Source organism: Clostridium sp. 1001270J_160509_D11, from assembly GCF_015667935.1.
GTDB lineage: Bacteria > Bacillota > Clostridia > Peptostreptococcales > Peptostreptococcaceae > Intestinibacter.
Genome location: NZ_JADPET010000097.1, coordinates 1 through 10,972, shown reverse-complemented (window position 1 = coordinate 10,972; position 10,972 = coordinate 1). Strand labels below are relative to the sequence as shown.

The following is a 10,972-nucleotide window of genomic DNA, read 5'->3' as shown; positions in this document are numbered from 1 at the left end:
TCTTGGATATAAAACACCTGCAGAGGTCTTCGCTGCAACATAAACATAAAATGTTGCACTTATATTGACAATCTATCATTTAATAAAATTCATAAAAATTATGATGCTTTAGATTCTGTTTTTTCAACTGTTGGTGGGAACATTTTGAAGAATATAGCCCTTATTAATGGAGAAACTATTAATAAGTTTAGTGGCATTGCAACTATAACATTTCTCACAATACCTAATCCATAAGCTGCAAAGAAGTGTGGTCCAAATCCAAGGTTTGTAACAACTCCGAATGCAGACATCCAAAGAACCATTCCACAACATGTGAAGAATGACATAACTATTCCTACTTTAGCCATACTGTCGCCTTCTTTTATAAATTTAGGGGCGATACGTCCAACTATTTTACCAACTACGAAGATATCTCCTATTAATGCGAATACGAATGCAGCAGGGAATCCTAATATAGCATGTAAAAATATATTTGCTGAAAATCCTTCTATAAGTGCTACGTTATAACAACTCAGGATATAAACCATAGTTGTACATATCATTAAAATAAATATAAAATGTTCTTTTTTATTTTTAAACATTAAATTACCTCACTTTAATTATAATAATTGTCAACTTAGTTGACATAAGATATAATAACAGTTAAAAAATGAATTGTCAACTTAGTTGACGATAATACTTTAAAAATTAAAAAAAATAGTTATAATAATAAATAACAAAATAAATAATCAACGGATAAAAGGAGTAATATTATGCAGACTTATTTAAATGAGAATAATTTAGTTGATTTAATAAGTGATAAACATGCTAAATTAAGAAAAAAGGTAATAGAGGCATGGGTACAAAACGGAGAAGAAAAAATAACAGATACAGAATCGTATATGATTGCTATTATTCATAAAGAAAGTACAACAGTTGCCCAAATAGCTAAGAAGATAGGAATGTCACGCCAAGGAGCACATAAATGTGCCAAGGTTTTAATGGAGAGAGGATATATAAAAATAGAGGAGCATCAAGATAATTCAAGAGATAAATTACTTTGTCTTACCGATAAGGGGAGATACTTTATGGATGAAACTTTACATATAAAAAGAAATATAGAAGAAGAAATAATCAAATCTATAGGTAAAGAAAAATTTGATATGATGAAAGAAATTTTTAGCTCTTCTTGGTTTAAATAAGTTTAATAAAGTTTAATAAAGTTAAAGATGTAAATGTAAGTACAGTTTCAAAAGCTTTTAAACAGTGCGAACTTAAGGGACTGTTAACTTCTACAATCGGAAGTGGGACTTTTGTTTCCTATGATGCTACTACAAATTCATATATAATGCCGGGGAAAAAGGATTTAGAAATGATAGAAATGGCATCGATATTTCCAGATATGGGTGCGAATGAAGAAATTGTTGAGAAGTTAAAGGAAATATCATTTGAACCCGATGTTGGAAATTTATTTACATATGCAAAACCAGGTGGAGAAATAGACTTATGTGGACATGCTACTTTAGCTTGTGCATATGTAGTAATGAATTATTACATGCAACTGCTTCAGGAAAGGATACAGATAGTGTTTCTCGTAGTTTCGCACCAAAATTAAACGTACCAGAAGATCCAGTTTGTGGTTCAGGTCACTGCCACATTGCACCATATTGGATGAATAAATTAAATAAAAATTCAATTGTGGCATATCAAGCATCACCAAGAGGCGGAACACTTTACTGCACAAAAGATGGAGATAGGGTTAAATTAAGCGGAAAGGCAGCCCTATATTCAGAAGCTGATATTAATATAGGGTAATACACTTGAAAAGAGATTATAGACTTATAATAAATTAAAAAGGGATGTATGTGGATAAATAAAAATTTACTCTACAGCATCCTTTTTATAGTGTTTAAATTTTTGAACTTTATAAATGTATATATAAAAATATGTAATATTTTACAAATAGACAATTTTATTACATAAAATATATATTTTGTAATGAAATTATGTATAATAAATGAGGAAAAAATATATGGGAGGTTTATTATGAAAAAATTATTAAGAAAAATTTCTATGGTTGCTTGTAGCCTTGTACTATCTATAACAATGGTTGCAGCAACATCATCTTCATCTTTAGCACTAAATAGTGCAGGGTGGAGTCCGTGGATTGTAAAATCTAAATCTTCAGCTGGAAAGTATTATGGAGATTGGAAAACAGGTGTAAAAGGAAAAGGAGGAAAAGGAGTTAAAATATCCTTAACAAAAGGTTATACTGTAAGCAATACTTTAACAGGAAATATAAAATTAAGTCATTCTAAACTTGATCTAACACTAGGGTATTCAACAACAGAAACTTTTAATAGAACGGCTTCATATTCAATAAGTGCTCCAAAAAAGAATAAAACATACACTATAAAATATAGAAATGTTTACAACAGAACTAAACTAAATCAACAAAGATATTTTATGGTTAATGATAAATTTATGGACACTCAAAACGCAATTGCATATGGAAATAAGTTTAGTCATTTTGAATATAAATGGAGTGTAAATTAATTTAGGTTTTATATATGAAAAAGAGTTATAAAATATTTTTAACAATAATTTCAGTTTTATTATTACCTGGATTAATAACTGGATGCAAGAAGTTAGATTATAATGGGGATGAGAATAATTATAATGTCTATATTTATGGGAAATGGGATAATGATATTTCTGTTTTAAAAAATGAAGATATTATTATTCAGGTTCCTATTTATGATTTTAATCATAAAATTGATGATGATACATCTATAAGTATACAGAATTTTGATGATGGTGAAATATACGATATAGAGTTAAATAATAAGCAAGAATTCCCTGAATTCACAAGTTATACATTACAGTTTAATATGTTATTTAACACTACAGGACAATTTAAATTAGACGATATAGAGGCAGTTATAACTACTGCATCAGATACTTACTCTGCTAATTTAGGAAATTATTCTGTGACAGTATATGATGAAAATTCAGTAAGTGATGATATAGAAATTGTGGGTGGAATCTCTTTAGTAGAAGCTATAAACGAAGATAATACTTATTTATTAAGTTATACAGTAAAAAATAATTCTAACAATGATATATTGCTAGAAAAAATTAATTTAAATTCTTCGGATAAACTGTCTATTGATTTTGATAGTGTAAATTTATCTCCAAATGAAGAAAGAGATATAGATTTTACTTTGACACTTGATAACTCAGTATCAAATTCAATAATAAAACCATCAATAATAGGAAAATCTAATGGCAAAACAATAGAGACTTTAGGAACTAGTATTCTTGTAGTAGATCCCGTTTCAATAGAGAAATTATATGAATTAATAAATACTAATTAATTATAAAAAATAATTAATTATATAACTTAAAAAAGAAATGTCATATTTAATGGCATTTCTTTTTTTATGCAGATTTAAGGTTTTTTATATTAATAGATATCAAAAATAATAACTAATCATTATTTTTAATAAATACATCATCTTTTTTACAAGTTCTAATAAACATCCACAAACAAACAAGTGCAGCTGCAATTTCAGATACAGGGAAGGTAATCCAAATTCCAGTAAGCCCAATTATTTTATAAAAGAACATAGAAACTGGGATAATTATTATACATTGTCTTACAAGAGAAATTGCCAAGCTGTAAGTTCCTTTTCCAATTGATTCATACATCGCAGATATAATAAACGAAATCGCAGAAAATAAGAAACCAAGGCTCATTATACGAAGTGTTACAACTCCAAGACTCATCATATTTTCTGATGCACTAAACATTGAAAGTAATTGTCTTGGTATAAACATAAACAATAATAAACCAATTAACATAAGCACAACAGAAACAATAAGACTTATCTTCAATGTTTCAATAATTCTACCCCTATCTTTGGCTCCATAATTAAATCCAATAATAGGTCTAATACCTTGAACTAACCCATTTACAGGCATGGTGATAAATGTTTGAAGTCTGTAATAAATACCGTAAATCGAAACGGCAGTATTTGAGAATTTTACTAAAACAGAATTAAGTGCAATTGTAAGAATAGAAGAAATTGAAATCATAAGCGCCGATGGAATTCCAACTGCATATATCTGCTTGATAATGTTCCAATCGAATTTAAACAGTTTTAAATCGATTTTTAATACGCTATCGTTTCTGATGAAAAATATAAGTAGTATAAGGAATGATACTATTTGACCAATTACAGTGGCTATTGCGGCTCCAGTAACACCAAGTTTCGGCATTCCAAACCAGCCAAATATAAATATTGGATCTAGAATTATATTTAAGATAGCCCCAATTATTTGTGAAATAGTTGGTAGCAACATTTTTCCTGTTGCTTGAAAAACTTTTTCAAAAGTAAGTTGAAAAAATAAAGAGAATGAAAGCAACACGACTATATAAGTGTAACTACATCCATCGGAAAAAATTGCATCATTGTTAGCATAAATTCTGAAAAATGGCTTGATAAATAATAGCCCCAAGATGATAAATAAAACAGAATGTGCAAGAGCTAAAATCATAGAGTGGGTAACAGTATTATTTGCCTCATCAATATTATCAGCCCCTAAATTTCTAGAGATATAAGAATTAATCCCAACACCTACACCGACAGAAACAGCTAATAATATATATTGGATTGGAGCGGCAAGCGATACTGCAGTTAGTGCATTTTCACCGAGTTTTGCGACAAAAATGCTATCGACTATGTTATACATAGATTGCACAAACATAGAGACTATAGGTGGACATCCCATAGTAAAAATTAAAGAAGCAATCGGTTTAGTCCCCATTTGGTTTTGATTTGTTTTTTCCATTTAACGACCCCCTTATTAAATAAATATTTCTTTGAAACATATAAAAGAAATCATAATCAAAAATGAGTATAATTTTATATATGTTATAAAAAAAAGGCTATATATCAGCTCATTTTTGTTCAGAAACGAGAAAATATATAGCCTTTTAGTATTTCTACTAGTTAGCAATTAAATTATATCATATAATATAAGTAGTAATCAATCAAACTAAAATAAAAAGAAATAACTACGTTAAAGTTATTTATAGTTTGTTAAATAGGTATTATTAAAAAGGTACGAAATAATAAAATTTCATATCAACTTTTGGAAATAATGACTTATTTAATTGATAATTTATGGCAATCTATTGACATAAAAATATAAAAATGATAACCTACTAACAGAATACAAATAACTTTTAATTTTAGTCCGGTGAGGCTGAAAAAGGAGGATAAAAATGTTAAAATCAAGAAATTTGGTCCAACCAGAAGACTTTTCAATTAAAGAAATAGATGAAATTTTAGATTTGGCTCAACAAATCATGGCTAATCCTGACAAATATTCTGAAGTTTGCAAGGGAAAATTATTAGCTACATTATTTTATGAACCATCAACTAGAACTAGACTTAGTTTTGAATCAGCGATGAAGAGATTAGGTGGAAATGTTGTAGGATTTTCAGAACCTGGCTCATCATCAGTATCTAAAGGAGAATCATTAGCTGATACAATAAGAACAGTATCTGGATATGTTGATATAATCGCGATGAGACATCCAATCGCAGGCTCAGCATCAGAAGCAATAAAATATGCTGAAGTACCTTTTATCAACGCAGGAGATGGTGGAAATCAACATCCAACTCAAACACTAACAGATTTACTAACAATAAAAACATTAACAGGAAGATTAGATAACCACGTAATAGGACTATGTGGGGATTTAAAATACGGAAGAACAGTACATTCACTTGTAAGAGCAATGAATAGATATAACGACAGTAAATTTGTATTTATAGCTCCAGAACAATTAAGAATGCCTGGATATGTAAAACAACATTTAAAAAATCATGTTTATTATGAAACTGCAAGCTTAGATGATGCAATACCAAGCTTAGATCTTTTATATATGACAAGAATTCAAAAAGAAAGATTTGCAGATTTAGAAGAATATGAATTATTAAAAGACTGTTATAGATTAGATGCAGAAAAAATGAACAAAGCATCAGAAAATATGTTAGTAATGCATCCATTACCAAGAGTAAACGAAATCGCAACAGAAGTAGACGACGACAAAAGAGCAGTATATTTCCAACAAGCTAAGTTTGGAATGTATGTAAGAATGGCTTTAATAATGAAACTTTTAGGGGTAGATGTAGAGGAGTAAAATAATGTACAAAATAATAGAGAACGCATACGTAGGAGAAGATATGTACCAAATGAAGGTACAAGGAGAATTCAAAGGAGAAATGGGTCAGTTTTATATGCTTAGAGCATGGGATATGTATCCAACCCTATCAAGACCCATCAGTATTCACGATATAGACGAAAACAGTATAACTTTTTTATATAAAGTAGTTGGCGAAGGGACAAAAATATTCAGCAGATTAACACCTGGCGACAACATAAAATTAGAAGGACCTTATGGTAGTGGGTACCAAAAGGTAGAAGGTAAAGTTGCATTAGTAGGAGGCGGAATCGGAGTAGCACCTCTATACTTAGTAGCAAAAAATATACCAAATAGTGATGCATATTTAGGTTTTAGAAATGAACCTATATTAATAGATAAATACGAAGAAGTTTGTGACAATGTCAAAACTGCAATAGGAAGCACTTTTGTTACAGACATAATAAACACAGAAGAATACGACTATATATTAACTTGTGGTCCAACACCAATGATGAAGGCATTAATGGACAAAGTTGAAAAAACAAATGCCGAAAAGGGAACAAACACAAGAGTAATGGTATCTCTTGAAAATAGAATGGCTTGTGGTATGGGTGCATGTCTTGTATGTACTTGTAAAACTCAAGGCGGAAACAAAAAAACTTGTAAAGACGGTCCAGTATTCTGGGGAGAGGATGTGATTTTTTAATGGCTGATTTAAGTGTAAAATTTAAAAATTTAACTTTTAAAAATCCAATAATAATGGCATCTGGTACCTTTGGATTTGGAAGAGAGTACAACGAAGTTTATGATATATCACAATTAGGTGGAGTAAGTGGAAAAGGACTTACATTAAATGCAAAACCAGGAAACAATGGAATAAGAGTTTGGGAAACACCATCAGGAATGATAAACAGTGTAGGACTTGAAAATCCAGGGGTAGAAGGATTTATAGAAAAAGAACTTCCTTTCTTTGAAAAATTAGACCTAATAAGAATTGCTAACGTAGGGGGAGGATGTTTAGAGGACTACATAAAAGGTGTTGAACTTTTAAACGATAAAGACATAGACATAATCGAATTAAATATTTCTTGCCCAAATGTTAAAGCAGGTGGGATGGCATTCGGAATAAAAAGCGAAGTTGCGAGAGAAGTTGTAAGAGAAGTTAGAGCAGTTTGCAAAAAGCCACTAGTAATAAAACTTTCACCAAATGCAGAAGACATAGTAGAAATGGCAAAAGTTTGTGAAGAAGAAGGGGCAGACGGTGTATCTTTAGTAAATACATTTAAAGCTCTTGCAATAGATATAAAAAATAGAAAACCTGTATTTGAAAATGTATATGCAGGATTATCAGGTCCAGCTATAAAACCAATAGCACTTAGAATGGTGCATGAAGTTTGTAAAAATGTAAGCATACCAGTATTCGGTATGGGCGGAATAACGACTGCTGAAGATGCTATAGAATTTATAATGGCAGGGGCAACTTGTGTTCAAGTTGGAACAGCGAACTTTATGAATCCAAAAGTAGGACTTGAAATAATAGAGGGAATAAATAATTTCATGGAAAAAGAGGGGATAAAATCTCTAGATGAAATAAGGGGAATAATATAGTTATCGGTTGATACAAAGCGGAATTTAATTAACCTAGAAAATTAGAAATATAAAATTTTAAAAATAATAAATTAAAAAATAAACCTTAAAACCTTAAAATAAATTAAAAATATAAATTAAAAAATAACTTAAAACAAAGAGTAAACTAAAATTATCGGAGGAATATAAAAATGAGTAAAGTAGATGTAGTAGAAATATTAAAGAAAAGTGATGCATTATTAGAAGGACATTTCTTATTATCTTCAGGAAAACACAGTAACAGATATGTGCAATGTGCAAAAGTTTTAAGATACCCAGAATATGCAGCAGAAGTACTAAGCACAGTAGTTGATCAAATAAAAGATTTAGATATAGATTTAGTAGTTGGGCCAGCTATGGGTGGAGTAATAGTTTCTTATGAATTAGGAAGACAATTAAACAAAGAAGCAGTATTCACTGAAAGAAAAGACGGAGTAATGCAATTAAGAAGAGGATTTGAAGTTAAACCAGGGGCTAAAATAATAATATCAGAAGATGTTGTAACTACTGGAAAATCAACTTTAGAAACTAAAAAAGCACTAGAAGAATTAGGTGGAGAAGTTATAGGTGTTGCTTGTATAGCAGATAGAACAAGTGCTCCAATAGGAATGCCAATATACAGTGCTATAAAATTAGACATACAAGTTCACGATGCTGAAAACTGTCCTTTATGTAAAGAAGGAAAAATAGAATTAGTTAAACCAGGTAGTAGAGAATTCAAAGAAATAGGAATGTAATCACAGTTAATTTAAGTCATAAGTATATAAAAGAGGTTGCCAAATTAGGCAGCCTCTTTTAATTCTAAGGAAAATTTTATTTATAATAGAAAAAGAGGCTTATAGACTCAGAATAAACCACACATTTTACACGTGGTTATAATTAAAATTTAATTGTTACATTTAATGAATTATTTGCATCGCCAGCCCAATTGTACCACAACCAAACACAACAAAATTTTCACCTTGTTTTGGTTGTGCACGTCTTGCAGCTCTGCACCCAACAGTAAATGGTTCAATAAGACAAGCGACTTTATCAGAGATAGAATCATCAACATTATATAAAGAATAATTTTTCTTTGCATTTGGAATATTTATATATTCAGAAAATCCACCAATTGTTCCTGCTCGTTTTGTATCTCCAATTGCAAAACGAGGGTATGGATAAACACGTTCACCGACTTTAAATTCTGTGACTTTATCTCCAACAGCAACGACTTTAGAGATTGTTTCGTATTTTTTATCAATACATCATAATCGTCTAACTCTGGCATTGGTCTATTTTGTATTTCAATATTTTCTTTTCCTAAATAAATAGCTGATTTCATAATTTATAACACTCCTTTTATAAATTAATTAAAGGAACTATTAGAGAGTTATAAGGATGCAGGAAAATATACTATATTTTCACAAGAATCGTTTATATTCTTTCTAAAACATATAAAAAACATAAATACTTTTATAAAATCAATTTAAGTACAAGAAATACTTTTCCGATTCAAGACGGATATGAAGAGGTATTAAATATAATAAAACCTAGATGCGAAAAACATGGTATTAATGGTGAAGAAGAAATCGCAGCTATAATAAAAAAATGTATACCAAATATATTTACTGAAATATAACGAAAAAACAATAAAAACATACAATACTTTATTTGAATTTATCAATATTTTTATGGAAACTACAATAATTGACATTAAAAGAGTGTGATGTTAGAATCTTAAATGCAACCTAGTGTAAAAATTTAAACTATATTTTAATTTAAAATATAGAAATTCATAAATTTAAGAATTTCTATTTACATATAATACGGATAAATGCTTAATATATGTAAAAACTAATTATTGTTAAATAAATATAAATAAGTAAATTTAAGAAAGGTAAAGGTCAAATGAAAATATTAATAAATTTATTAGGTATTGCAGTAGTTATGGGCATTATGTATTTGTTATCATCTAGCAAAAAGGATATACCATACAAAACAGTAATAAAAGCCTTTTTAATTCAAGTTCTAATAGCTTTCATATTAGTAAAATTCCCTTTAGGAAGACTTGTAATTGAAAAAGTATCTGCTGTAGTAACACAAGTATTAAGTTATGGTGCTGAAGGTATTACATTCGTGTTTGGAAGTCTTGCTGATGCATCATCGCCAACCGGATCTATTTTCGGTATACAAACATTAGGAAATATAATCTTTATTTCAGCATTAGTAGGTGGTTTATATTACCTAGGAATATTAGGATTTATAGTTAAAATAATAGGAACAATCGTTGGGAAACTATTAGGAACAAGTAAAGTTGAAAGTTTCGTAGCAGTTGCCAATATGTTCTTAGGACAAACAGAAAGTCCAATATTAGTAAGTAAATATCTAAGATCTATGACAGAAAGTGAAATAATGGTTGTTTTAATATCTGGAATGGGTAGTATGTCTGCTACAATAATAGGTGGATATGTTGCATTAGGAATACCTATGGAATATATCTTAATAGCAAGTGCATTAGTTCCATTTGGAAGTATAGCGATATCAAAAATGTTATTACCAGAATTAGAAGAAGTACAAAATATTGAAGATGTAAGCATAGATAATAAAGGTGATAATGAAAATCTTATAGGAGCTATAGCAGAAGGTGCAATGAATGGTCTTCAAAGTGCTTTAGCAATAGGAGCATCTTTAATAGCTATAATCGGTTTAGTAGCATTAGTAAATGGTATCCTAGGTGTATTTGGTATAACTCTACAACAAATATTCTCATATATATTCTCACCAATAGGATTCTTAATGGGACTTGATGGAGGAGAAATACTTAGAGCAGGACAATTATTAGGTGAAAAATTAGTATTAAATGAATTTGTTGCATTCCAATCATTAGGAGAAGTAATAAAATCATTAGACTATAGAACTGGTTTAGTTATGGCTATTTCACTTTGTGGTTTTGCAAATATATCAAGTATGGGAATTTGTATATCAGGTATATCTGCATTATGTCCAGATAAAAGAAAAGTTCTATCAAAATTAGCATTTAAAGCTATGATAGGTGGATTTGCAGTAAGTGTGTTAAGTTCAATGGTAGTTGGATTAATAACACTATTCTAAAATTAATTTATTTAGGAAGTGATAGATATGAAAAAATACAATAGAGTCTTTGTCTTA

13 protein-coding genes are annotated in these 10,972 nt (G+C 29.4%); 10 read left to right on the top strand and 3 right to left on the bottom strand.

The features are described from left to right. Window positions 1-98 precede the first annotated feature (98 nt). Window positions 99-581, bottom strand: coding sequence for a DUF2798 domain-containing protein (locus I4U58_RS09505; protein WP_195931063.1), 483 nt, complete (start codon window positions 579-581; stop codon window positions 99-101). A 171-nt stretch (window positions 582-752) separates the two neighbouring features. Here I4U58_RS09505 and I4U58_RS09500 point away from each other — a divergent pair, with 171 nt between their 5' ends. The 5 genes from I4U58_RS09500 (at window position 753) to I4U58_RS09485 (ending at window position 3,356) form a co-directional block, all read left to right on the top strand. Next, window positions 753-1,181: a MarR family winged helix-turn-helix transcriptional regulator gene (locus tag I4U58_RS09500; RefSeq protein WP_195931062.1), complete on the top strand. Its 429-nt coding sequence runs from the start codon at window positions 753-755 to the stop codon at window positions 1,179-1,181. A gap of 146 nt (window positions 1,182-1,327) precedes the next feature. Then, window positions 1,328-1,594, top strand: a complete 267-nt coding sequence (locus I4U58_RS14320) for a hypothetical protein (protein ID WP_330644021.1) — start codon at window positions 1,328-1,330, stop codon at window positions 1,592-1,594. Next, window positions 1,486-1,794, top strand: coding sequence for a PhzF family phenazine biosynthesis protein (locus I4U58_RS09495; protein ID WP_347708175.1), 309 nt, complete (start codon window positions 1,486-1,488; stop codon window positions 1,792-1,794). Before I4U58_RS14320 ends, I4U58_RS09495 begins: the two co-directional genes overlap by 109 nt. Window positions 1,795-2,025: 231 nt before the next feature. Then, window positions 2,026-2,535, top strand: a complete 510-nt coding sequence (locus I4U58_RS09490; RefSeq protein WP_195931061.1) for a hypothetical protein — start codon at window positions 2,026-2,028, stop codon at window positions 2,533-2,535. 14 nt (window positions 2,536-2,549) lie between these two features. Continuing rightward, window positions 2,550-3,356 (top strand): hypothetical protein, encoded by an 807-nt coding sequence (locus tag I4U58_RS09485; protein ID WP_195931060.1) that lies wholly within the window; start codon window positions 2,550-2,552, stop codon window positions 3,354-3,356. 112 nt (window positions 3,357-3,468) lie between these two features. On the opposite strand, the gene I4U58_RS09480 is transcribed toward I4U58_RS09485, so the two are convergent. After that, window positions 3,469-4,833: an MATE family efflux transporter gene (locus I4U58_RS09480; protein ID WP_195931059.1), complete on the bottom strand. Its 1,365-nt coding sequence runs from the start codon at window positions 4,831-4,833 to the stop codon at window positions 3,469-3,471. A gap of 436 nt (window positions 4,834-5,269) precedes the next feature. Between I4U58_RS09480 and pyrB the strand changes: the two genes are divergently transcribed. The 4 genes from pyrB (at window position 5,270) to pyrE (ending at window position 8,559) form a co-directional block, all read left to right on the top strand. Then, entirely contained in the window at window positions 5,270-6,193 is a 924-nt protein-coding gene (pyrB, locus tag I4U58_RS09475) for an aspartate carbamoyltransferase (protein WP_195931058.1), read from the top strand. A gap of 4 nt (window positions 6,194-6,197) precedes the next feature. Beyond that, window positions 6,198-6,902 carry a dihydroorotate dehydrogenase electron transfer subunit gene (locus I4U58_RS09470; RefSeq protein ID WP_195931057.1) on the top strand — a complete coding sequence of 235 codons (705 nt, stop codon included), beginning with the start codon at window positions 6,198-6,200 and terminating at the stop codon, window positions 6,900-6,902. After that, window positions 6,902-7,804: a dihydroorotate dehydrogenase gene (locus tag I4U58_RS09465; RefSeq protein ID WP_195931056.1), complete on the top strand. Its 903-nt coding sequence runs from the start codon at window positions 6,902-6,904 to the stop codon at window positions 7,802-7,804. Before I4U58_RS09470 ends, I4U58_RS09465 begins: the two co-directional genes overlap by 1 nt. 170 nt (window positions 7,805-7,974) lie before the next feature. Further along, window positions 7,975-8,559: an orotate phosphoribosyltransferase gene (gene pyrE, locus I4U58_RS09460; protein WP_195931055.1), complete on the top strand. Its 585-nt coding sequence runs from the start codon at window positions 7,975-7,977 to the stop codon at window positions 8,557-8,559. 353 nt (window positions 8,560-8,912) lie between these two features. Here the strand turns inward: pyrE and I4U58_RS13955 are convergent, their stop codons facing one another. Next, window positions 8,913-9,146, bottom strand: coding sequence for a hypothetical protein (locus I4U58_RS13955; RefSeq protein WP_207743858.1), 234 nt, complete (start codon window positions 9,144-9,146; stop codon window positions 8,913-8,915). A 566-nt stretch (window positions 9,147-9,712) separates the two neighbouring features. Here I4U58_RS13955 and I4U58_RS09450 point away from each other — a divergent pair. After that, complete coding sequence (locus I4U58_RS09450) at window positions 9,713-10,915, top strand: nucleoside transporter C-terminal domain-containing protein (protein ID WP_195931054.1); 1,203 nt, start codon at window positions 9,713-9,715, stop codon at window positions 10,913-10,915. Window positions 10,916-10,972: the final 57 nt, after the last annotated feature.